This is a genomic window from Vibrio sp. 2130-1 (assembly GCF_033339515.1).
The window spans coordinates 1-608 of record NZ_JAWOUT010000455.1; the positions used below are offsets into that span (position 1 = coordinate 1).

A 608-nucleotide genomic window follows, 5' to 3' on the forward strand; every position below is an offset into this window, starting at 1 on the left:
AGAAGTTTAGCGCTGAGTCGCTATCTTTAAATGCGTCGTTTAAATCAATCGTGTAGGTCGCAAAGTCTTCCGATAACTCTTGATCTGCAATGGCATTTTCAACAGTCGGTGCATCGTTAACACGATTCACAATCAAACTGTCACTGTCGTTAGCTGTTGGATTTACACCATCCGACACTGACGCGCTGATAGTCAGGTCTTTAAGGTTGAGTTCATCGTTGTTAACTGCGTCAACACCCGCTTGAGTCAACTTGACTTCATTGCCAACCAACACGAAGTAACCGTTTGAGTTATTTTCTAAAGAAACGGTTAATTGGTCTTCTGGCGTGTCAGTATCGCGAACCGTTAAGGTTGCGACTACCGTATCAGTGCTCACTGCATCTTCAGTGATGCTTTCTACTGCATCAACCTTGATGGTTGGCGCATCGTTCACTGGATTTACTGTAACAGCTACTTTCGCTTCGTCGGTCAATTGACCGTCCGTTACGGTGTAGGTAATTTCAGCGTCACCATTGAAGTTTTCGGCCGGTGTGAACCCCAGTTTGCCTTCAACAATCTCGACTTTACCTTGTGCTTCAGGTACGGACGCCGATTGGATAGACAGAGTA

The 608-nt window shown here is 45.6% G+C and carries 1 protein-coding gene; it reads right to left on the reverse strand.

Translation table 11 applies throughout. The features are described from left to right. Positions 1-608 (reverse strand): cadherin-like domain-containing protein (locus tag R7Q09_RS26805; RefSeq protein WP_318144031.1); only part of this gene is annotated, 608 nt, incomplete at both ends.